The sequence below is a fragment of the Sphingomonas sp. BL2 genome (assembly GCF_056680015.1).
Genome location: NZ_CM155261.1, coordinates 3155332 through 3175376 on the forward strand (window position 1 = coordinate 3155332; position 20045 = coordinate 3175376).

At 65.1% G+C, this 20045-nt stretch carries 18 protein-coding genes; 12 read left to right on the forward strand and 6 right to left on the reverse strand.

Features of this window, described 5'->3' with window-relative positions; all coding sequences use genetic code 11:
• Positions 1–4: 4 nt before the first annotated feature.
• A complete protein-coding gene (locus AC1ME3_RS14690) occupies positions 5–2170 on the forward strand; it encodes an RNA degradosome polyphosphate kinase (RefSeq protein ID WP_480953734.1) in 2166 nt (721 codons plus the stop codon).
• On the forward strand, positions 2167–3678 hold the full coding sequence (locus AC1ME3_RS14695) for a Ppx/GppA phosphatase family protein (RefSeq protein WP_480953735.1): 1512 nt from the start codon (positions 2167–2169) through the stop codon (positions 3676–3678). Before AC1ME3_RS14690 ends, AC1ME3_RS14695 begins: the two co-directional genes overlap by 4 nt.
• A 31-nt stretch (positions 3679–3709) precedes the next feature.
• Here the strand turns inward: AC1ME3_RS14695 and AC1ME3_RS14700 are convergent, their stop codons facing one another.
• A complete protein-coding gene (locus AC1ME3_RS14700; RefSeq protein WP_480953736.1) occupies positions 3710–4006 on the reverse strand; it encodes an I78 family peptidase inhibitor in 297 nt (98 codons plus the stop codon).
• Positions 4003–5178, reverse strand: coding sequence for a ribonuclease D (rnd, locus tag AC1ME3_RS14705; protein WP_056048878.1), 1176 nt, complete (start codon positions 5176–5178; stop codon positions 4003–4005). The genes AC1ME3_RS14700 and rnd overlap by 4 nt, the downstream gene beginning before the upstream one ends.
• Before the next feature lie 91 nt (positions 5179–5269).
• On the opposite strand from rnd, the gene aspS reads away from it, so the two are divergent.
• From aspS to AC1ME3_RS14720, 3 genes are all read left to right on the forward strand, one after another.
• Positions 5270–7093 carry an aspartate--tRNA ligase gene (gene aspS, locus AC1ME3_RS14710; RefSeq protein WP_200912536.1) on the forward strand — a complete coding sequence of 608 codons (1824 nt, stop codon included), beginning with the start codon at positions 5270–5272 and terminating at the stop codon, positions 7091–7093.
• A gap of 216 nt (positions 7094–7309) precedes the next feature.
• Positions 7310–7558, forward strand: coding sequence for a hypothetical protein (locus AC1ME3_RS14715; RefSeq protein ID WP_480953737.1), 249 nt, complete (start codon positions 7310–7312; stop codon positions 7556–7558).
• Positions 7555–8331, forward strand: coding sequence for a polyphosphate kinase 2 family protein (locus AC1ME3_RS14720; protein ID WP_480953738.1), 777 nt, complete (start codon positions 7555–7557; stop codon positions 8329–8331). The genes AC1ME3_RS14715 and AC1ME3_RS14720 overlap by 4 nt, the downstream gene beginning before the upstream one ends.
• 4 nt (positions 8332–8335) lie before the next feature.
• Here the strand turns inward: AC1ME3_RS14720 and AC1ME3_RS14725 are convergent, their stop codons facing one another.
• On the reverse strand, positions 8336–8977 hold the full coding sequence (locus AC1ME3_RS14725) for a carbonic anhydrase (protein ID WP_107955589.1): 642 nt from the start codon (positions 8975–8977) through the stop codon (positions 8336–8338).
• Positions 8978–9151: 174 nt separating this feature from the next.
• On the opposite strand from AC1ME3_RS14725, the gene lipA reads away from it, so the two are divergent.
• Positions 9152–10078 (forward strand): lipoyl synthase, encoded by a 927-nt coding sequence (lipA, locus tag AC1ME3_RS14730; protein WP_480953739.1) that lies wholly within the window; start codon positions 9152–9154, stop codon positions 10076–10078.
• Positions 10078–10551 (forward strand): type II toxin-antitoxin system RatA family toxin, encoded by a 474-nt coding sequence (locus AC1ME3_RS14735; protein WP_426282109.1) that lies wholly within the window; start codon positions 10078–10080, stop codon positions 10549–10551. Before lipA ends, AC1ME3_RS14735 begins: the two co-directional genes overlap by 1 nt.
• On the opposite strand, the gene AC1ME3_RS14740 is transcribed toward AC1ME3_RS14735, so the two are convergent.
• The 3 genes from AC1ME3_RS14740 to AC1ME3_RS14750 are packed head-to-tail and all read right to left on the reverse strand — an operon-like array spanning position 10497 to position 12681.
• Complete coding sequence (locus AC1ME3_RS14740; protein WP_056048893.1) at positions 10497–11012, reverse strand: CinA family protein; 516 nt, start codon at positions 11010–11012, stop codon at positions 10497–10499. The two genes, AC1ME3_RS14735 and AC1ME3_RS14740, sit on opposite strands and share 55 nt — an antisense overlap.
• Positions 11012–11536, reverse strand: a complete 525-nt coding sequence (locus tag AC1ME3_RS14745) for a hypothetical protein (protein ID WP_480953740.1) — start codon at positions 11534–11536, stop codon at positions 11012–11014. Before AC1ME3_RS14745 ends, AC1ME3_RS14740 begins: the two co-directional genes overlap by 1 nt.
• Positions 11533–12681 carry a bifunctional 2-C-methyl-D-erythritol 4-phosphate cytidylyltransferase/2-C-methyl-D-erythritol 2,4-cyclodiphosphate synthase gene (locus tag AC1ME3_RS14750; RefSeq protein WP_480953741.1) on the reverse strand — a complete coding sequence of 383 codons (1149 nt, stop codon included), beginning with the start codon at positions 12679–12681 and terminating at the stop codon, positions 11533–11535. The genes AC1ME3_RS14745 and AC1ME3_RS14750 overlap by 4 nt, the downstream gene beginning before the upstream one ends.
• A 91-nt stretch (positions 12682–12772) precedes the next feature.
• On the opposite strand from AC1ME3_RS14750, the gene dusB reads away from it, so the two are divergent.
• Genes dusB through ntrX form a run of 5 tightly spaced genes read left to right on the forward strand, consistent with a single transcriptional unit; the run spans position 12773 to position 19947 of the window.
• Entirely contained in the window at positions 12773–13771 is a 999-nt protein-coding gene (dusB, locus tag AC1ME3_RS14755) for a tRNA dihydrouridine synthase DusB (RefSeq protein ID WP_480953742.1), read from the forward strand.
• On the forward strand, positions 13758–14822 hold the full coding sequence (locus tag AC1ME3_RS14760; RefSeq protein ID WP_480953743.1) for a two-component system sensor histidine kinase NtrB: 1065 nt from the start codon (positions 13758–13760) through the stop codon (positions 14820–14822). Before dusB ends, AC1ME3_RS14760 begins: the two co-directional genes overlap by 14 nt.
• Complete coding sequence (gene ntrC / locus AC1ME3_RS14765; RefSeq protein WP_480953744.1) at positions 14819–16276, forward strand: nitrogen regulation protein NR(I); 1458 nt, start codon at positions 14819–14821, stop codon at positions 16274–16276. Before AC1ME3_RS14760 ends, ntrC begins: the two co-directional genes overlap by 4 nt.
• A gap of 52 nt (positions 16277–16328) precedes the next feature.
• Positions 16329–18566, forward strand: coding sequence for a sensor histidine kinase (locus AC1ME3_RS14770; protein ID WP_156348732.1), 2238 nt, complete (start codon positions 16329–16331; stop codon positions 18564–18566).
• A 4-nt stretch (positions 18567–18570) separates the two neighbouring features.
• The gene (ntrX, locus tag AC1ME3_RS14775) at positions 18571–19947 is read left to right on the forward strand and encodes a nitrogen assimilation response regulator NtrX (protein WP_480953745.1); all 1377 of its coding nucleotides are present in this window, start codon (positions 18571–18573) and stop codon (positions 19945–19947) included.
• Positions 19948–20045: the final 98 nt, after the last annotated feature.

Here is a 20045-nt window from a genome sequence, read left to right on the forward strand (position 1 = left end):
CCCGATGAACCGTCCAGCCCATATCGTCCGCCAATCGGAAGACGACGACGATCCCATCGGCGCACAGCCGAACGACCGGTTCTTCAACCGCGAGCTCTCCTGGCTCGCGTTCAACCGTCGTGTGCTGGAGGAGGCGTGCAACCCCGCGCACCCGCTGCTCGAGCGGCTTCGCTTCCTTTCGATTTCGGGCTCCAACCTCGACGAGTTCTTCATGGTCCGCGTCGCCGGCCTCAAGGGCCAGCAGACGCAGGACGTCGACCGACGCTCGGCAGACGGGCTTACTGCCGGCCAGCAGCTGACCGCGATCGTCCGCGAGGCGGACGAACTGATGGCGAGCCAGCAGGCGGTATGGGGTGACCTGCGCGTGCTGCTCGATGAGGCCGGGCTGTTCGTCCTGCGACGCGAGGCGGTCGAAGGCGAAGCCGACGAGTGGCTCGAAACGCATTTCCGCGATCAGATCTTCCCGATCCTGACCCCACAGGCGCTCGATCCCGCGCATCCGTTCCCGTTCATCCCGAACCGCGGCCTGTCGGTAATTTTCGACCTCGTCCGCCGCTCGGACAACGAGCCGGTCCGCGAGCTGGTCATGCTCCCGCACACGATGACGCGCTTCGTCCGCCTCCCCGGCGAACCCGCACGTTACATCTCGATCGAATCGATCCTGAAGCGGTTCGCGCCGGTCCTGTTCCCCGGCTACGAAGTCCTCGCCGCCGCCAGCTTCCGCGTCCTGCGCGACAGCGACATGGAGATCGAGGAAGAGGCAGAGGATCTCGTCCGCTACTTCGCGAACGCGATCAAGCGCCGCCGCCGCGGCCGCGTGATCCGTCTGGAACTCGAAACCGGTATCCCCGACGTCCTCGCCGCGGTCCTCAAGGACGAACTCGGCGGCGCCGACGCGATCATCACCGAGAGCGGCAACCTGCTCGGCATCGTAGACCTCGACGGGCTGGTCGACGAGGATCGCCCGGACCTGAAATTCCCGCCCTTCACGCCGCGCTTCCCCGAGCGGATCCGCGAATTCGGCGGCGACTGCTTCGCGGCGATCAAGGCCAAGGACATCGTCGTCCATCACCCGTACGAGACGTTCGAAGTGGTGCTCGCCTTTCTGAAACAGGCTGCGAACGACCCCGACGTCGTTGCGATCAAGCAGACGCTCTACCGCGCCGGCAAGCAGCCAGCGGTCATCAACGCGCTGATCACCGCGGCCGAGGCGGGCAAGTCCGTCACCGCGGTCGTCGAGCTCAAGGCTCGGTTCGACGAAGAGCAGAACATGGTCTGGGCCTCCGCGCTGGAGCGTGCGGGCGTGCAGGTCGTCTACGGCTTCATCGACTGGAAGACGCACGCGAAGGTCTCGCTGGTCGTCCGTCGCGAAGGGCAGGCGTTCCGCACCTACTGCCACTTCGGCACGGGCAATTATCACCCGGTAACGGCCAAGATCTACACCGACCTCAGCTTCTTCACCGCCGACGCCGCGGTCGGACGCGATGCAGCGCAGATGTTCAACTACATCACCGGCTATGTCGAACCGACCGACATGGCGCGCGTCAGCCTGTCGCCGCGTGACCTGCGGCAGAACCTGATGAACCTGATCGACGTCGAGATCGCCAACGCGCGCGCCGGCAAGCCCGCCGGCGTCTGGGCGAAGATGAACTCGCTGGTCGACCCTGCGGTGATCGAGAAGCTGTACGAGGCGAGCGGGGCAGGGGTCGAGATCGACCTCATCATCCGCGGCATCTGCTGCCTGCGCCCCGGCGTGCCCAGCCTGTCCGAGACGATCCGGGTGAAGTCGGTGATCGGGCGCTTTCTGGAGCACAGCCGGATCTGGGCGTTCGGCAACGGCAAGGCGCTGCCCAATGATGGCGCCAAGCTGTTCATCTCGTCGGCCGACTGGATGCCGCGGAATTTCGACCGACGCGTCGAGTACATGCTGCCGATCCTCAACCCGACCGTCCACGACCAGATCCTCGATCAGGTGATGGTCGCGAACCTGATCGACAACGAGCAGAGTTGGGAGCTAGGCCCCGATGGCGAATATAGCCGCGTCGATCCCGGCGACCGCCCGTTCAACCTGCATCGGTATTTCATGACGAATCCTTCGCTCTCCGGCCGCGGCGCTTCGCTCGCGACCAGCAATGCCGTACCGACCCTGTCGCTCCGCCGAAAACGATGAGCGTCACGAATATCCTGTTCGGCAATTCCCCGCCCAGGGCCGAGACCGACGATCATCCGCGCACCGGGATCATCGACATCGGCTCGAACTCGATCCGTCTGGTGGTCTACCAGGGGCCCCCGCGGCTCCCCGCGATCCGGTTCAATGAGAAGGTGTTGGCGGGGCTCGGGCGAGGGCTTGCTGCTACAGGTGCGATCGAGAAGTCGGCGCTGAAGACGGCACGCGTCGCGCTGGCACGGTTCGCGGCGGTGGCGAAAGAAATGGAATGCTCGACGCTTCGCACGGTCGCGACCGCGGCGGTACGCGATGCGAAGAACGGCGGCGAACTCATTGCCACGGCTGAACAACTCGGCCTGACCGTAGAGACTTTGTCGGGCGAGCAGGAAGCCAGCGCGGCGGGTTACGGTGTCCTGTCAGCGATCCCCGACGCGGACGGCATCGTCGGCGATCTCGGCGGCGGCAGTCTTGAACTCGTCCGCGTCCGCCGCGGCAAAATCGAAGACCGCGTCTCGTTCCCGCTCGGCGTCCTCCGGATTGGCCCAATCCGGGCCAAGCGCGGCAAGGTGCTCGCCCGCTACGTGGCACGCTTGGTGCGCGAGGCCGGCTGGACGGCGAAGGGGCAGGGGCTTCCGCTGTATCTCGTCGGCGGATCGTGGCGCGCGCTGGCACGGCTCGACATGGAGCTGTCGGACTATCCTCTGCCGATCATCCACCAATATTCGATGACCGCCGCGACGATCACCCGGCTCAGCCGGACGATCCCACAGCTTTCCAAGCCGCGCCTGAAGGCGATTCCGGGGCTGTCGTCGGGCCGCACGGCAACGCTCGCCGATGCCGCGGCATTGCTCGGTGTGCTGATGCGCCAGCTCGGCAGCCGGACGACGGTCGTGTCGGCGTATGGCCTGCGCGAAGGCCTGCTCTACGAAGACCTGAAACCCGCAGACCGAACGCTCGATCCGCTGATCGTCGCCGCGCGCGAAGAGGGCCGCCTGCTCGGCCGCTTCCCGGAGCACGGCGATCTTCTCGACCGCTGGATCGCACCGCTGTTCACCGCCGAGCCGCCCGCAATGGCCCGCATTCGGCATACTGCATGCCTACTTGCGGACGTCGGCTGGCGCGCCAACCCCGAGTTCCGCGCCGAACGCGGCGTCGAGGTCGCGCTGCATGGCAATTGGGTCGCGATTGACGCGCCCGGCCGGGGGATGCTGGCGCAAGCTCTTTACACGAGCCTTGGTGGTGATCTCTCCGCCGGTGAAACAGTTGGTCGCCTCGCGTCTCCGGCAGCGGTGAAAAGCGCGACTGCTTGGGGCCTCGCTATGCGACTAGGCCAGCGAATGAGTGGTGGCTTGGCAGGACCCTTGAAGCGATCAGGGCTCGCGGATGACGGGGTATCACTTACGCTGACGCTGCGCCCGGATGATCGTGGGCTCTACGGCGAGGCGGTGGAACGTCGCCATAACGCGCTTGCCGCCGCCCTGGGACGCAAGGCCGTACTGGCTCTCGCCTGAATCCTCCCCTTTTAGGGGAGGTTCAATGAATTCAGGCGCAGGTGAAGCGCTCGATCCGACCCTTGGCGTCCACATAGACATTCAGACGATCGGCACGGAAATCCATCGTCACGGCCGTGTTCGGCGCGATCCACCGGAGCGTCCGCGCTCCCGATCGTGTCTGCATCACGTCAGCCCGAGCATCGCTCGCCCGCTTGCCGACCAGATCGCCGAGCGAGTCGGCATTGCAGGCGGCCGCGACCGGCGCAGCGGCGGGCGTCTCGCCGCGCATCTCGACCGGCGTGCACGCTGCCGACCCGAGCAAGGCTGCAACCAGAACGATCCTCATGCGGCATCCTCCGTACGCGTCATCTTGAGCTTCCCGCCGATCACCGCAAACGCCAGCCGCCCCTCAACCAGATCGAGCGCGTCGCGGCCGAACTGATCGAACCGCCAGCCCTCGAGCATCGGCAACCCGGTCCGCACACCAGCGGCCAAGGCCTCCAGTTCATCGGTCCGCGCGAGCAATTTTGACGCCACATCAATATCTCGCGACCGGATCTTCAGCAACAGCTTGAGGAGGTCCGCCACCAGCGAGCCCTCCTTGCCAAGCCCCGGCTTGCGATCGTCGCGCGGCGGCAATTCGTCGTCGCCAAGCGGCTGCGCGCCCTCGATCGCCGCCATCAGGCGGCCACCGATGTCGTTGCCGGCCCAGGTCGCCGAAAGCCCACGCACCCGTGCAAGGTCCGCCTGCTTCTTGGGCGGATGCCCCGCCATGTCGCCCAGCGTCTCGTCCTTGACGATCCGCCCGCGCGGCAAATCCTTTGCCTGCGCCTCAAGCTCACGCCAGCGAGCCAGCGCCTTTAGCCGCCCCAGCACGTCGGGCTTGCGCCCGGAAATCCGTACCCGCTTCCATGCCAGATCGGGATCGTTCGCATAATTGGCGGTATCGCCGAGCCGCTCCATCTCTTGGTCGAGCCACACGCCGCGCCCGGTCTTGCGCAACCGCTCCAGCATTTTCGGAAAGATCTTCGATAGATGCGTGACATCGCCGATCGCATATTCGATCTGCCGCGCGTCGAGCGGTCGGCGCGCCCAGTCAGTGAACCGCGCGCCCTTGTCGACCGCGATGCCGAGCCAGCTGTCGACCAGGTTCGAATAGCCGATCTGCTCGCCCTGGCCGAGCGCCATCGCCGCGACCTGCGTGTCGAACAGCGGGAAGGGCGTCTTGCCGGTCAGGTTGTAGACGATCTCGATGTCCTGCCCGCCGGCATGGACGACCTTCAGCACGTCGTGATTCTCGACGAGCAGGTCGAGCAGCGGCTTGAGGTCGATGCCCGGTGCCATCGGGTCGATCGCGGCGGCTTCCTTGTCGTCGGCGATCTGGATCAGGCAGAGTTCCGGGTAATAGGTGCTCTCGCGCATGAATTCGGTGTCGACGCACACATAGTCGGCGTCGGCCATGCGCGCGCACAGATTGGCGAGCGTGGCGCTGTCGGAGATAAGCGGGTGGATATGCATCGCCCGTCCATAGCGAGCCTCGTTCGGGTTGACAAAGCCCGGAAGGGAAGGGAAGCGCGGACCACCTGTTTATCGTCCGAGAAGACCCATCATGCACGCCTATCGCACCCACAACTGCGCCGCCCTCCGCCCCGAACAGGTCGGCGAAGAGGTCCGCGTCTCCGGCTGGGTCCACAAGAAGCGCGATCACGGCGACCTCGTCTTCATCGATCTGCGCGATCACTACGGCATCACGCAGATCGTCACCGACGTCAGCGGCCCGGTCTTCAAGGTCATCGAGGGTCTGAAGAGCGAAAGCGTCGTCACGATCACCGGCAAGGTCACGGCCCGGGCGCCGGAAGCCGTGAACCCGAACCTGCCGACCGGCGGGATCGAGATCCGCGCGACCGCGGCGACCGTCCAGTCGATGGCCGGCGAGCTGCCGATGCCGGTCGCCGGCGAGGCCGAGTATCCCGAGGATATCCGCCTGCGCTATCGCTATCTCGATCTGCGTCGCGAGCGGCTGCACGCGAACATCATGCTCCGCAGCCAGGTGATCACCTCGCTGCGCAACCGGATGAATTCACAAGGGTTCACCGAATTTCAGACGCCGATCCTGACCGCGTCGTCGCCCGAAGGGGCGCGCGATTATCTGGTGCCGAGCCGCGTCCATCCGGGCAAGTTCTACGCGCTTCCGCAGGCGCCGCAGATGTTCAAGCAGCTGCTGATGGTCGCCGGCTTCGATCGCTATTTCCAGATCGCGCCCTGCTTCCGCGACGAGGACGCGCGCGCCGATCGTTCGCCGGGCGAATTCTACCAGCTCGATTTCGAGATGAGCTTCGTCACGCAGGACGATGTGTTCAATGCGATAGAGCCCGTCCTCCACGGCGTGTTCGAGGAATTCGCCGACTGGCAGGGCAAAGGACGCCAGGTCTCGGCATTGCCGTTCAAGCGTATCCCCTACCGCGAATCGATGTTGAAGTACGGCAGTGACAAGCCCGACCTGCGCAACCCGATCCTGATCCACGACGTCGGCCATCACTTCGTCGATTCGGGCTTCGGCCTGTTCGCCGGCATCGTCGCTGGCGGCGACGTGGTCCGCGCGATTCCCGCGCCGAACACCGCCGACAAGAGCCGCAAGTTCTTTACCGACATGAACGACTGGGCGCGCGCCGAGGGGCATGCCGGGCTCGGCTACATCACGCAGAAGAACGGTGAACTCGGCGGCCCGATCGCCAAGAACCACGGCGAGGAAGCCACCCGGAAGCTGATCGCCGAGATGGGCCTCGGCCCGAACGACGGCATCTTCTTCGCCGCCGGCAAGGAATTGCCCGCCTCGAAGCTGGCGGGTGCCGCCCGTGCGCGGATCGGCGCCGACCTCGGCCTGATCGACGAGAACCGGTTCGAGTTCTGCTGGATCGTCGACTTCCCGATGTTCGAATATGACGAGGACGCGAAGAAGGTCGATTTCAGCCACAACCCGTTCTCGATGCCGCAGGGCGAGATGGACGCGCTGGAGAACAAGGATCCGCTCGATATCCTCGCGTATCAGTACGATATCGTCTGCAACGGCGTCGAGCTGTCGTCGGGCGCGATCCGGAACCATCGTCCGGAGATCATGTACAAGGCGTTCGAGATCGCCGGCTACACGCAGGCTGACGTCGACACGAACTTCGCGGGCATGATCAACGCGTTCAAGGTCGGCGCACCGCCGCATGGCGGCTCGGCGCCGGGGATCGACCGGATGGTGATGCTGCTCGCGGGCGAACCGAACATCCGCGAAGTCGTGCTGTTCCCGATGAACCAGAAGGCCGAGGATCTGATGATGGGCGCGCCGAGCCCGGTCAGTGCCAAGCAGCTGAAGGAACTCAACATCCGCCTGACGGTGGATGGCCCGAAGGACGCGACGAAGGTGGTCGCGCCGAGCGCTGGGTAACGTCTCTCTGTCGCTCGCCCCTACGGGGAGAGGGAAGGAGGAGTCGCTTGGCGACGGGAGGGAGAGGGGCGGTTGGTGCGCGCCAACTTCCCTTCACCCTCCCACCCGCAAGCGCGGGCGGGCCCCTCCCTCTCCCCGAAGGGGCGAGGGAAAGACGTCCCACGCTTCCTCAACCCCCTCGACCATGCAAATACCTCTGCACGATAAGGGGTTGGCATGCGCGACGATCAGATGACACCGGCGCCAAGCCTCGTTCGCAGCATCGGCGTCACGGGCGTCCTGTTCCTCACCCTCTCCGTCGCTACCCCCGCGTCATCGGTGTTCGTCATCGTCCCCGGCATGCTTCAGGTCGCCGGCACCGGCGGGGTGTGGGCGACGTCGATCGCCTATTATTGGTTCGTCGTGCGCCGACGGGGCGCCTGGAACGTTCAGATCCCGACCCTTGCGACGGAGCGTGATGCATGACGATACACCTGGCCGACTACGAAGCTGGCGACGAATACGACGGCAAGTACAAGCACGACCTCGCCGCGCTGCAAAAGCGCCTCGAGCATATCCAAGTCGCGCACATCGTCGGCGGTACGCGCGCGATCGTGATGTTCGAAGGCTGGGACGCGGCAGGGAAGGGCGGCATCATCCAGCGCCTGTCGGCCGAATGGGACCCCCGCAACTACAAGGTCTGGCCGATCTCGGGGCCGACTGCGGACGAGAAGGCGCATCATTTCCTGTGGCGATTCTGGAACCGTCTGCCCGCGAACGGCAACATCGCGGTGTTCGATCGCAGCTGGTACGGCCGTGTCCTCGTCGAGCGCGTCGAGGGGTTCGCGAGCGAAACCGAATGGCGTCACGGCTATGACGAGATCAACGCGTTCGAGGCGCAGCAGGTAGAGAGCGGCACCACCCTCATCAAGCTGTTCATCCATACCACGCAGAAGGAGCAGGACCGCCGACTCAAGGCGCGGCTCGACGATCCGTGGAAGCACTGGAAGACCGGGCTCGACGATTTTCACAATCGATCGCGGCGCGAAGACTATCTGGAGGCGATGACGGAGATGTTCGCGCGCACCGACACCGCGACTGCACCGTGGACCGTTATCGACGGTAACGACAAAAAGGCGGCCCGGATCGCAGCGCTGACGCTGATCGCGGACCGCCTCGAAGCCGGCGTATCGATGGTGCCGCCACCCCTAGACCCGAAGGTCAAGAAGGTGGCGGAGAAGGCGTTGGGCCTTCGCTGACGCGTCAGGCTTTCGCGGACTTCGCTTCTGCTGCGTCGGCCTGGATGAACTGGTCATCCTCGTTGAGCAGCAGCATCTGGCCCTTGTCGATGCCGAAATAGGCACCGCGCAGGGCCAGCGTACCGGCGGCTTCTGCCTCGGTCACGAACGGGAAGGTGCGGAGGTTGGCGATCGAGGTCCGTACGGATTCGAGTTCCATCTCGCGGCCGGCCTCGGCACCCTCACCGTACTTTGCGATGACCTTCTCGCGGGCACCGTCGAGCAGGCTGACCCAGTCGGACACGAACCCGCCTGCACCATGATCGGCATCGGCAAACGCCTGCGTCAGCGCAGCCTTGCAGCCACCGCACTTCTCGTGGCCCATCACGACGATCTCTTCGACCTTCAACTGGGTGACGGCGAACTCGATCGCAGCCGAGACACCGTGATAACCACCACCGGTTTCGAACGGCGGCACGAGGTTGGCAACGTTGCGCACAACAAAGACTTCGCCCGGCAACGTGTCAAAAATCTGCGCTGGTTCGACGCGGCTGTCGGAGCAGGCGATGATCATCACCTTGGGGCTCTGGCCGTCCTGCAGCTCCTTCCAGCGCTCGCGCTGCTCCTCCCAGGGGCCGTCCTTGAAGCGGTGATAGCCTTCGATCATTTCCGGAAAGTGAGTTGGCACAGGTAGCCTTCCATATCAGTTTGCGATGCAACATGAAAAACTTGTCATGTTAAAACTGGTTCCATGATTTTATCCGGTTCGTCCGATGGTTCCAACCCGCCGACATAGTCTGTCACCATTGTCTCAGCGGCAGGGCGGGGCTATCTGGCGTGCATGAACGACATGACCCCGATGGCTGCGCCGGTCCGTGCGCGCAAGCCCGACTGGATCCGCGTCAAGGCGCCGACCTCTGCTGGCTTCGCAAAGACCCGTGAGTTGATGCGCTCGAAAAGCCTCACCACCGTGTGCGAAGAGGCGGCATGCCCGAACATCGGCGAATGCTGGTCCAAGAAGCATGCGACGGTCATGATCCTCGGCGATACCTGCACGCGGGCGTGCGCGTTCTGCAACGTCAAGACCGGCATGCCGCGCGCGGTCGATCGGATGGAGCCGCAGAACGTCGCCGATGCGGCCGCGCAGATGGGGCTCAACCATATCGTCATCACCTCGGTCGATCGCGACGATCTTCCGGACGGTGGCGCGTCGCAGTTCGTGAAGGTGATTCAGGCGATCCGCGCGTCGAACCCGACGACGACGATCGAGATCCTCACGCCTGACTTCCGCAACAAGGCGCAGGCGGCGATCGAGTCGATCGTCGAGGCGCGTCCCGACGTTTACAACCACAATCTCGAGACGGTGCCGCGGCTGTATCCGACGATCCGCCCAGGTGCGCGCTACTACGCGTCGTTGCGGCTGCTGGAGAGCGTCAAGAAGCACGATCCGTCGATCTTTACCAAGTCGGGCGTGATGCTCGGGCTCGGCGAAGAGCGGCTGGAGATCCATCAGGTGATGGACGACATGCGCTGCGCCGACATCGATTTCCTGACGATGGGCCAGTATCTTCAGCCCACGCCGCGCCACGCCAAGGTTGCCGAGTTCGTGCCGCCCAAGGCGTTCGACGCCTATGCCTCGATCGCCCGCGCGAAAGGCTTCCTGCTTGTCGCGTCGTCGCCGCTGACCCGGTCGAGCTATCACGCGGGCGACGATTTCGAGAAGTTGCGCGCGAACCGCGAGGCAAAGCTGGGCGTCGTGCGCATCTGATGCCGAAGCATTCGGAAACGCGTCATTTGCCCTACACCCCTGAGCAGATGTTCGACCTGGTGGCCGACGTCGGTCGCTATGCCGAATTCCTGCCCTGGGTCAGCGCGATGCGGGTGCGCTCGAACAGCGATACGGAAACGCTCGCCGACATGATCGTCGGCTTTAAGGGCCTGCGCGAGACGTTCACGTCGCGCGTGCAGAAGGTCCGGCCGAGTGAACTCAATGTCGATTACGTCGATGGCCCGCTCAAGTATCTGCGCAACGAATGGCATTTCCGGCCCGAGCCGCAGGGTTGCGCGGTCGATTTCACCGTCGATTTCGCGTTCAAGAACCGGATGTTCGAGATGATCGCCGGGCAGGTATTCGGCGCTGCACTGCGTAAGATGATCGGCGCGTTCGAGACCCGCGCCGCCGAGCTTTACGGGGCGGACGCATCCGGCAGCAAGAGTTCGAGCGCGCACAACGCCGCCTGAAGCCGGATCCCGCCACGGCCGAGATCGCCGAAATCCTTGCGATCGGCGTGAACGTCGGACGGGTCACGACCCTTCTCAGCGCGACCGAACACCACGGTTCCGACCGGCTTCTTGAGCGAACCGCCACCGGGGCCCGCAACGCCGGTGATGGCAACGGCGATGTCAGCGCCCGACTGCTTGAGCGCCGCTTGCGCCATGCTCCACGCCACCGCGATCGACACCGCGCCGAACGTTTCGAGCACGTCCGAGCTGATCTTCAGCACGCCGAGCTTGGCGGCGTTGGAATAGGTGACGAAGCCGACCTCGAACACGTCGGAGGACCCGGGTATCTCGGTCAGGGCAGCCGCGACGAGTCCGCCAGTGCAGCTCTCGGCGACCGCGACCCTGCGGCCGATCGCGCGGTTCTGCTCGACCACCTTGCGAGCGGCATCGACCAGTTCGGCGGGAAGGATCGTATCCATCAGCGAGTCTCCACCGGGCAGAGCAGCATCGCCACCGCGGCGATATCACCGCTGCGCGACTTCTGGGATTTGAGGTACCGCAACGTCTCGACGACGATGCCCGCGGTGTTGCGCGGTGGCAAGGGCTGGAGCAGCGTCACCATACGGTCGATCGTCCCGCAATCGCGCGTCGCGATCCGCCCGACGATCTGCGGCACCAGCAACGTCGTCAGCAACGGTCGCGCAAACTCCGAATCGAGCATCGCATCCACGGCAGGATCGCTGAGCTTGACGATCGCCGCGCGCGCCGCTGGCCAGGCCCGGTCGGACTCGACCTGATAGCGATCGATCAACGCACTCGACTGCGACCGGATGAGACTTCTGGCGGGAAGCTGTGCGGCACAGACGCGCCCGGTTTCGCGGAGGATGTCAGGCATCGCGACGAGCGTCAGTGATTCGGCCTCGGACCCGGTGATGCAGCGCTGTTGCGCTACCGCCGGGCTGGCAAGGAGCGCGATCGCGGCAAACGCGGCAGCGATCTTCAAAGCGGCGATCCGGGCAAGCGAATGGTCGCGACGGCCTGCGCGGCAATGCCTTCGCCGCGGCCGGTGAAGCCGAGCCGTTCGGTCGTGGTCGCCTTGACGCTGACCCGGTCGAGCGTGAGCCCGAGCAGGTCGGCGATCCGCGCGGTCATCGCCGTACGATGCGGCCCGATCTTCGGCGCCTCGCACATGATCGTCAGGTCAACGAAATCGATCCGGCCGCGCTTGTCGGCGATCAGCTTGGCCGCGTGCTGGAGGAACTGCGCGGAGTCGGCGCCCTTCCACTGCGGGTCGCTCGGCGGGAAATGCGTGCCGATATCGCCGGCAGCGATCGTCCCGAGCAGCGCGTCGGTCAGCGCATGGAGCGCGACGTCGGCGTCGCTATGCCCCGACAGCCCTTTGTCGTGCGGTATCAGGACGCCGCCAAGCCAAAGCTCTTCGCCGGTTTCGAGCCGGTGGACGTCGAACCCCATCGCGGTGCGGGTTTCGTACGCGACACGCGCTTCGGCGGCCGCGAAATCTTCGGGGTGGGTGACTTTCTCGAGCATCGCCGAGCCCTGCACCAACGCGACGCCGACGCCAAGCCGCCGCACCATCTGCGCATCGTCGGTCGCCTCTTCGTCGGCAGGCCAGACTGCATGCGCGGCACGCAGGGCCTCTACGGCAAACGCCTGCGGTGTCTGCACCCGGTTGAGGTCCGCGCGGGGCACGATGTCACCGAGCAGGACGTCGCCGCGGGCGAGCGTATCGGTCACCGGGAGGACGGGAATGGCCGCGTCCCTGGTCTTCAAGGCTGCGATGAGCGAATCGATGACCAAGTGTGACAGGAAGGGGCGGGCGGCATCGTGGATCAATACGTGCGTCGCATCGCCGACCGCCGCGAGGCCGATGCTAACCGACTCGCGGCGAGTCGCTCCACCGACGACGATCGGCGCGTTACCCAAGGCTGAGGTCGCCAAGGCCTGTTGACCCTCGGCGACGACGACGATCGTCTCGGCGATCGCCGGATGTGTCGCGAACGCCTCATGGGAATAGGCGATCATCGGCCGACCGGCAATCGGCGCGAACTGCTTGGGGATCGATCCCCCCGCGCGCACGCCGGTTCCGGCCGCGACGATGATAGCGACGATACGCTGTGCCTGTGTCATCCCTGCGACCTAGCGGTTCGCCTCGACGCTCGCCAGTCTTGCGAAAATGCGTCGGACGGGGTACGACGATGCCTCTTTTTCAGGCACATCCATGCGTAACCTTGCTCCTATCCAGATCGGTCCTGTCCGGATCGAAAGCCCCGTCGTGCTCGCGCCGATGACCGGCGTCACCGACATGCCGTTCCGCACGCTGGTGCGACGCTATGGCTCGGGCCTCAACGTCACCGAGATGGTCGCCAGCCAGGCGGCGATCCGCGAGACGCGGCAGTCGTTGCAGAAGGCGGCATGGGACCGGCTCGAGGAGCCGGTGTCGATGCAGCTGATCGGTTGCACCCCCTACGAGATGGGTGAGGCCGCCAAGCTCAGCCAGGATCGCGGCGCGGCGATCATCGACATCAACATGGGCTGCCCGGTGCGCAAAGTCGTCAATGGCGACGCAGGCTCGGCGCTGATGCGCGACACCAAGCTCGCCAGCGCGATCATCGAGGCGACGGTCAGGGCGGTCGACGTGCCCGTGACGCTCAAGATGCGAATGGGCTGGTGCCACGACAGCCTCAATGCGCCCGACCTCGCGCGCATCGCTGAGGACCTCGGAATCAAGCTGATCACCGTCCACGGCCGCACGCGCAACCAGATGTACAAGGGCAGCGCCGACTGGGGCTTCGTCCGCAAGGTCAAGGACGCGGTCACAGTCCCGGTGATCGTCAACGGCGACATCTGCACCATCGAGGACGCCGAGGCGGCGATGGACCAGTCGGGCGCGGATGGCCTGATGATCGGTCGCGGCAGCTACGGACGCCCCTGGGTGCTCGGCCAGGTGATGGAGTGGTTCGCCACGGGCCGTCGCAACGAGGATCCGTCAATCACCGAGCAATATGACGCGATCGCAGGGCATTACGAGGCGATGCTCGAGCATTACGGGATTGAGACCGGCGTGAATATGGCGCGGAAACATATCGGCTGGTACACCAAGGGCCTCCCCGGTTCGGCCGAGTTCCGCAACAAGGTGAACCAAGTGCCCGACCCCAAGCAGGTCAAGGCGATGCTGGCCGAGTTCTACGCTCCCTGGCGCGATCTTGCAGCGGCCTGATGCGCCATCGCGCAATCGGCCGGGGTTCGCGGAACTCTTCGCCGCGTTGCCGGTGGCCGTGGTGGTCGTCGATCCCGACCATAAGGTCGCACATGCCAATGCGCTTGCCGAGCAACTGCTCAACCTGTCGGAACGGTTGATGATCGGACAACCGCTCGATGCGATCATCCCGCCGCCCGATGATCCACGCAATCGGGACGGCCACGCTCTCGCCGTCTACGACACCGAAATCTCGACCGCGCGCGGTGTCAAGATCCGTGCAGATTTCGCCGAGACGCAGATCGCCGACTACCCGGGCTGGCGCGCGATCACCTTGCACGCATCCGCCACCTCGCGGCGGCTTGGACACTCGGCGGATCGCGCCGCTGGAGCGAGGGCTGCGGTCGGTGCCGCGGCGATGCTCGCGCACGAAATCAAGAATCCGCTGTCCGGTATCCGCGGCGCGGCGCAATTGCTCGGCGCAGGCGAACTCACCACGTTGATCGTGACCGAAGTCGATCGCATCGCTGCGCTGATCGACCGCATGCAGGATTTCAGCGACACGCGGCCTCTGCCGCTCGCCAGCGAGAATATCTATCCGCTGCTCGGTCATGCCCGCCGGCTCGCACTCGCCGGTTTCGCGCGCGGCATAACAATTGAGGAACGCTTCGATCCGTCGCTCCCGCCCGCGCAGATCAACCGGGATGCGCTGCTGCAGATCGTCATAAACCTGCTGAAGAATGCCCGCGAAGCCGTTAGAAACGAACGCGAACCGCGGATCGTCATGACCACTGCGTACCGTCATGGCATCACCGTCAGTTCGGCACCCGGCAAGCCGCGCCTGCCGCTGCCGATCGAGATCTGTATCTTTGACAACGGTCCCGGCGCCCCCGCCGACATCGCCGATCACTTGTTCGACCCGTTCGTGTCCGGCCGTCGCGAAGGGCAGGGGCTTGGTCTCGCGCTGGTCGACAAGCTGACCAGGGACATGGGCGGCATCGTCCAATACGGCCGCGAAGGAAACCCCGAGATGACCGTCCTTCGCCTCTTGCTGCCGAGAGCCGCGTCATGAGTACGGTCCTGGTCGTCGATGACGACGCCGCGATTCGTACCGTCGTCGCGCAGGCTCTCCGTCGCGCCGGCCATGACGTCACCGTCGCCGACAGCCTCGCGCAACTCGAACGCGCGCTTGCGGTGACGCTGCCCGACGTTCTCATCACCGACGTCATCCTCCCCGACGGCGACGGCATCGACCATGTCCGCAGCGTCGCCGCGCGGTTTCCGCTGCTCCCGATCATCGTCCTCTCGGCGCAGAACACCCTGACCACGGCGGTCCGCGCGGCCGAGGTTGGCGCGTACGAATACCTACCCAAGCCGTTCGACCTCGACGTGCTGACCCGCGCGGTTGCCGGTGCGCTCGCGCGGGGCGGGATGGTATCTGAGGATGCGCTCCACGAGGCGGACCGCGCGCTGCCCCTGATCGGGCGCTCGGCCGCGATGCAGGACGTCTACCGGATCATCGCTCGCGTCGTATCGAACGATCTGACCGTGCTGATCTCGGGCGAATCGGGGACCGGCAAGGAACTCGTCGCGCGCGCGATCCATGATCTTGGAACTCGTAGCGCGGCACCGTTCGTCGCGATCAACATGGCCGCGATTCCGCGCGAATTGATCGAAGCCGAACTGTTCGGACATGAACGCGGCGCGTTCACCGGCGCAGCGACGCGCAACGCCGGCCGGTTCGAACAGGCGTCGGGCGGCACGCTGTTCCTCGACGAGATCGGCGACATGCCGATGGAAGCGCAGACCCGCCTCCTCCGCGTGCTCCAGTCGGGCGAGTTCACCAGCGTCGGTGGCGCACGGACGATCCGCGTCGACGTTCGCATCGTCGCCGCGACCAACCGCGATCTGGCGTCACAGGTCGCGACGGGGCAGTTCCGCGAAGACCTGTTCTACCGGCTCAATGTCGTCCCGATCACGTTGCCGCCGCTGCGCGAACGACGTCAGGACATTGCGTTGCTCGCGCGGCATTTCCTGGATCACGCCGCTGCGCAGGGCCTTCCGCGGCGTCAGCTTGCCAGTGACGCTATGGTCGCGCTTGGCGGGCATGACTGGCCGGGCAACGTTCGCGAGCTCGAAAATCTCATGCGGCGGCTGGCAGTCTTGTCGCGCGACGAAATCATTGACGCGGACGCGATCCGTACCATGATCGGCCGCCACGCCTCGCTCACCGACCCGGTCGACCTGGATATCGGACAAGCCGTCCGCGCGATGATCGAGCGCATCGCTCAAGACGATCCAGCCGCACTCGATGACGGCACGCTCTATGACCGCGTGATCGGCGAAGTCGAACGGCCGCTGATCGAGGCGATGCTGGCGCGTCATGGTCAGAACCAGCTTCGGGCCGCGCGCGCTATGGGGATCAACCGCAATACCCTGCGCAAACGCCTCGATACGCTCGGCATCGATATCGGCGGTGCGATCGGCAGCGACGCGCCTCGCGTAGACGAACCGGAACGGCGGTAATTCTGTCATTATGTGGTTTCACGGCAACGGTTGACGTTGTATCGGGGCAACGATGATCGCTTCCGCGACGCTACCGATGGACGATGACGGGCCTGCACACCGGTTTGCCGTGACGCCTGCCGTAGAGGCGGTCGTGCTCGGCGTGGCGATCGCGATCGCCGTCACGAGCTACTTTATCATTACCGGCAGCGACGCACCGCAGCGCCTGATCCCGCCACCCCTGGTAGCGCTGCTGCTGGTCGCGAACCTCGTGCCCGGCATAGCTCTCCTCATGTTGCTAGGGCGACGTGTGGCCATGCGCCGTGCAGCGCGTTCGCCGGTCGGCGGTGGCGGTCGCCTCCACGTTCGCCTCGTCGCTTTGTTCTCGATCGTCGCCGCCGTGCCGATGTTGCTGGTGACGATTTTTGCATCGCTGCTGTTCCAGTATGGCGTCCAGTTCTGGTATTCCGATCAGGCGCGCGGGATGCTCGAGAATGCGACCGGGCTTGCCCAATCGTCCTACGCACGCCAGCTCAACCGATGGCAGGAAGCCACCGTGACGATGGCAAGCGACATGTCTGCCTACCTACGGGAGCGCTCGTTGCAGAGCCCGGATTTTTCCGGCTGGTTCCTCCAACAGGTGTATTTCCGCAGCCTCTCGGAAGCTGCGTTGTTCAAGCTGTCCCCTCAGCAGGGGATCCAGACGCTGGCGATCGTCAACCCGTACGAAATTGACTTTACGCGTCGTGTCACACCCTCGGCGATCGCCGAGTTGCGGTCGGGCAAAAGCGCGGTCGTGGCGGTGACGGGCGATCGTATCCAGACGATCACGATGCTGCCGGGATCTGACGAACTGTTCCTCTATGCGGGCCGCGTCGAGGATACGAAATCGCTCTCCGAACAGACCACGCGTGCGAACGACGTGCTGAAGAGTTATCGATCGCTCCTGGCCAGGGCGCGCAGTCTCCAATTGCAGTTCAATGCAGCACTGTTGTTGATCTCGTTGCTGATCGTGGGGATTGCGGTGTGGATCGCGCTGGCGGTTGCGGATCGTCTCGTCCGGCCGGTTGGCGAGCTCGTCGACGCCGCACGTCGGGTGGCAGCTGGCGACCTGACCGCGCGTGTCCCCGATCCGCGCAGCCGCGATGAGGTCGGCACACTCGCCAACGCGTTCAACCAGATGACCGGGCAGCTGGAAGCGCAGAACACCGAGCTCGTCACCGCCAACGGCCAGCTCGAAAGCCGTCGCGCACTGATCGAGGCGGTGATGGCGGGGGTTTCCGCAGGCGTCGTCGCAACTGGACGCGAGCGGACGATCACGATTGCGAACGATTCGGCCACGACGTTGCTAGGCACCGATACTGGCGGGCTGGTCGGACGGCGCCTGGTCGATGTCGCGCCCGAGCTCGACGCGATGCTCGATGGCGGCGACCGAGAGGCGATCGTCGAAGTCGGGCAGGGGAGCGAGGTTCGTACGCTTGCCGTGCGGATTGCCCGGCCGGCCACTGGCCCGATCCTGACGTTCGACGACATCACGCAGCAGCTGCTCGATCAACGCCGCGCGGCATGGTCCGACGTCGCTCGCCGGATCGCGCATGAAATCAAGAACCCGCTGACACCGATCCAGCTTGCGGCCGAGCGGCTTCAACGCCGGTATGGTGGCAAGATCGAGGCCCAGGACGGCACGTTCTCGCGATTGACCGACACGATCATTCGCCAGGTTGGCGATCTTCGTCGCATGGTCGATGAATTCTCCTCGTTCGCGCGAATGCCGAAGCCGGTTTTCCGCGAGGAATCGCTGGTCGATGCCGCGCGCCAGGCGCTGTTCCTGCACGAGGTCGCGCATCCCGCGATCAGCTTCCAGCTGGTGCAGGACGATCCGGGTCTCACGCTGGTTTGCGACCGCCGCCAGATCGGTCAGGCGCTCACGAACATCGTCAAGAACGCGGTGGAAGCCATTGAGACGCGCGGTGAACCTGGCGGATCGGTGACGATGACATTGACGAGCGATGCCAACACGGTCGGTATCGCAGTGGCAGACACCGGCATCGGGCTACCGGCGGAGCGGGACCGGATCGTCGAACCTTATGTAACGACCCGTGCCCGCGGCACAGGCCTCGGCCTTGCCATCGTCAAGAAGATCATTGAGGAGCATTGCGGCACGATCGGCTTTTCCGATCGGCCGGGGGGCGGTACACTCGTCACCATGACCTTCGACGCCAAGGCGCTGGCCGCGCTCGACCAAGGGGCATCCGCATCCGAGTTGGCTGGGGAGGGCCGACTCGACACGATGACCCGCAACCGGACATGATTTAATGGCGCTCGATATTCTCGTCGTGGACGACGAACGTGACATTCGCGAACTCGTGGCCGGCGTCCTGGAGGACGAAGGCTATGAGACCCGCGACGCTGGCGACAGCGATTCCGCCTTGGAAGCGATCGCAGCGCGGCGTCCGTCGCTGGTGCTGCTCGATGTGTGGCTGCAAGGCTCGCGTCTCGATGGGCTGGAGCTGCTCGACGAGATCAAGCGGCGCGATCCGTCGATCCCGGTGCTGGTGATCTCGGGCCACGGCAATCTGGATACCGCCGTCGCCGCAATTCGCCGCGGGGCGTCCGACTTTATCGAAAAGCCGTTCGAGGCCGAACGATTGCTACTGATGGTAGCCCGCGCGACCGAGACCGAACGCCTTCGCCGCGAGGTCGCGACGCTGAGGGCAACCGTCGGGCGCGAGACCGACCTGACCGGCAGTTCCGGATCGATCAACGGCGTTCGCGCGACCTTGAAGCGGGTGGCGGCAACCGGCAGCCGGGTCCTCATCATGGGCGCGGCGGGGGTCGGCAAGGAAGTCGCCGCGCGCCTGCTGCACGGCTGGAGCCTAAGGACCGACGCGCCGTTCATCATCGTCAGCGCCGCGCGGATGACGCCCGAGCGCATGGACGAGGAACTGTTCGGCGTCGAGGAAGCGGGCGATCTCGTCCGCCCCGGTCTGTTCGAACAGGCGCATGGCGGCACGTTGTTCCTCGACGAGATCGCCGACATGCCGATCGCGACGCAGGCCCGCATCCTGCGCGCGCTCACCGACCAGAGCTTTACGCGGGTAGGTGGTACGCGCGTCGTCAAGGTCGACGTTCGTGTCGTCTCGGCGACCGCCCGCGACCTCGTTTTGGAAATCGCCGAAGGACGGTTCCGCGAGGACCTGTATTACCGGCTCAACGTCGTGCCGGTAATGATTCCGCCGCTGTCCGATCGTCGCGAGGACATCCCCGCGCTGGTCCAGCATTTCATTGCGCATTACGCGTCCGAGCGCCGAGTGCCGACGCCGGAAATCGCGCCGGATGCGATGGTTGCGTTGCAATCCTACGATTGGCCGGGAAATGTCCGGCAGTTGCGGAACGTCGTCGAGCGCACGATCATTCTGGCGCCGGGAGACCGCATCGGCCGGATCGACCTCGACCTATTGCCGGCCGAAGTTCTCGGCGACCAGGGCGATATCGGATCGGCTGGATCGACCGCGATCATGGGGTCGCCTTTGCGGGAAGCGCGCGAGACGTTCGAGCGCGAATATCTTCGCGTGCAGATCCGACGTTTTTCGGGAAATATCTCACGGACGGCGAGCTTCATCGGCATGGAGCGTTCCGCGCTTCATCGAAAATTGAAGCTGCTCGGCATCACCGAAACCCGCGAGGAATAGACGTCGTAATTTCGCCGCCCTCTGGATATAGCAGGGCGGCGATCATAGATCAGTACCGCGCCCGGTAACCGGGTACATCTCCGACGCCGGGAAACGGC

What these genes read in the sequence shown, in the direction of transcription:
- AC1ME3_RS14770 (WP_156348732.1), top strand. Translation starts at nt 16,329, where the DNA reads ATGATCGCTTCCGCGACGCTACCGATGGACGATGACGGGCCTGCACAC.
- ntrC (WP_480953744.1), top strand. Translation starts at nt 14,819, where the DNA reads ATGAGTACGGTCCTGGTCGTCGATGACGACGCCGCGATTCGTACCGTC.
- AC1ME3_RS14740 (WP_056048893.1), bottom strand. Translation starts at nt 11,012, where the DNA reads ATGGATACGATCCTTCCCGCCGAACTGGTCGATGCCGCTCGCAAGGTG.
- AC1ME3_RS14725 (WP_107955589.1), bottom strand. Translation starts at nt 8,977, where the DNA reads ATGATCGAAGGCTATCACCGCTTCAAGGACGGCCCCTGGGAGGAGCAG.
- AC1ME3_RS14720 (WP_480953738.1), top strand. Translation starts at nt 7,555, where the DNA reads ATGACGATACACCTGGCCGACTACGAAGCTGGCGACGAATACGACGGC.
- ntrX (WP_480953745.1), top strand. Translation starts at nt 18,571, where the DNA reads ATGGCGCTCGATATTCTCGTCGTGGACGACGAACGTGACATTCGCGAA.
- rnd (WP_056048878.1), bottom strand. Translation starts at nt 5,178, where the DNA reads ATGCATATCCACCCGCTTATCTCCGACAGCGCCACGCTCGCCAATCTG.
- dusB (WP_480953742.1), top strand. Translation starts at nt 12,773, where the DNA reads ATGCGTAACCTTGCTCCTATCCAGATCGGTCCTGTCCGGATCGAAAGC.
- AC1ME3_RS14700 (WP_480953736.1), bottom strand. Translation starts at nt 4,006, where the DNA reads ATGAGGATCGTTCTGGTTGCAGCCTTGCTCGGGTCGGCAGCGTGCACG.
- AC1ME3_RS14715 (WP_480953737.1), top strand. Translation starts at nt 7,310, where the DNA reads ATGCGCGACGATCAGATGACACCGGCGCCAAGCCTCGTTCGCAGCATC.
- AC1ME3_RS14695 (WP_480953735.1), top strand. Translation starts at nt 2,167, where the DNA reads ATGAGCGTCACGAATATCCTGTTCGGCAATTCCCCGCCCAGGGCCGAG.
- aspS (WP_200912536.1), top strand. Translation starts at nt 5,270, where the DNA reads ATGCACGCCTATCGCACCCACAACTGCGCCGCCCTCCGCCCCGAACAG.
- AC1ME3_RS14750 (WP_480953741.1), bottom strand. Translation starts at nt 12,681, where the DNA reads ATGACACAGGCACAGCGTATCGTCGCTATCATCGTCGCGGCCGGAACC.
- AC1ME3_RS14735 (WP_426282109.1), top strand. Translation starts at nt 10,078, where the DNA reads ATGCCGAAGCATTCGGAAACGCGTCATTTGCCCTACACCCCTGAGCAG.
- lipA (WP_480953739.1), top strand. Translation starts at nt 9,152, where the DNA reads ATGAACGACATGACCCCGATGGCTGCGCCGGTCCGTGCGCGCAAGCCC.
- AC1ME3_RS14690 (WP_480953734.1), top strand. Translation starts at nt 5, where the DNA reads ATGAACCGTCCAGCCCATATCGTCCGCCAATCGGAAGACGACGACGAT.